This is a genomic window from Candidatus Symbiopectobacterium sp. NZEC135 (assembly GCF_025962695.1).
On record NZ_JAGFPF010000518.1, the window covers coordinates 1 to 1,280 of the forward strand.

Genomic DNA, 1,280 nt, shown 5'->3' on the forward strand with positions numbered 1-1,280 from the left:
CCTGCGCAAGTGGAGATGTTGACCATTGCGGCCCATGACCGTGGGTTGCCGCAGTCACTGCGGCTGGTGATGGTGGGCGGTGACCGCATCTTGTATCCCTTGCCGCACCAGGTCTGGGCGCTGGCACCTCAAGCACGCTTTGCGGCCCTGGGCGGTATGACAGAGGCGGCAATTCATGCCACCTGCTACATCGTCACACCGGATGAACCCTGGTGGCCTGCGGCCCCGTATGGCGAGCCGCTGGCAAATATGCGCTGTCGGGTGGTGGATGGTCAGGAACGCGATTGCCCGAATGGGGTGAAAGGCGAACTGTGGGTCAGTGGCGCAGGGCTGGCGGACGGTTACATTGGGGATGCGCAACGCAGCGCGGAGAAGTTTGTTGTGCGGCAGGGGGCAACCTGGTATCGCACCGGTGACCGGGCCTACTACCGTGACGACGGCGTGCTGGTTTTCTGCGGGCGCACCGATGGGCAAGTCAAAGTGCGAGGATATCGCATCGAACTGGCGGAAATTGAAGGCGCGTTAACGCGTCTGCCTGAGGTTGATGAAGCGGTCGCCGTGGTGCTCGATGCCCCTTCGCAGCAGGTAGCCGCCGCGCTGGTGTGCCCTGAGACGACCGAGATGGCGGCTATCAAAAAGGCGCTACAGGCGTGGTTACCCGCGTATGAAGTGCCTGAACATCTGATACGCATCTCCCGTGTGCCCTTGACGGCCAATGGCAAAATTGACCGAGCGGCAATTGGTGACGAGGTGCAGTCCTATCTGAGCGGCCTGCGTGATGAACGGGCCGGGGCTCTGCCCGTCGGCCGCGCAGAGCAGGTGCTGGCAACGCTGTGGGGCGCATTGCTTGATCTGGACACGGTTACGCGTGAGGCGAACTTTTTTGCGCTGGGCGGCGACAGTCTGATTGCTACCCGGTTAATCAGCCGTCTGCCGCAGGAAGGGCTTCACGGTACGCTGGCGTCACTGTTTCGTCAGCCGGTGCTGCACGCGTTTGCGGCAACGCTGCGGGAGGTGATGCCCGAACAGCAGATCCGTTTGCACCATGATGCCACGCAGCGCTATCGCCCGTTCCCGCTGAATGACGTGCAGGAGGCCTATTGGCTCGGGCGACGCGATGGGTTCGTACTGGGCGGTATCGCCGCCCAAAGCTACCACGAATACGAACTGCAACACGCCGATCTGATGCGCCTTGAGCACGCCTGGAACCAGTTGGTCATTCGGCACGATATGCTGCGCTGCGTCATCGGAGAGGATGGTCAACAGCACATCATGGAAGA

The 1,280-nt window shown here is 61.9% G+C and carries 1 protein-coding gene; it reads left to right on the forward strand.

Going from position 1 to position 1,280, the window contains the following annotated elements; translation table 11 throughout:
* A partial coding sequence (locus tag J5224_RS28375; RefSeq protein WP_264628446.1) for a non-ribosomal peptide synthetase occupies positions 1–1,280 on the forward strand: 1,280 nt, incomplete at both ends.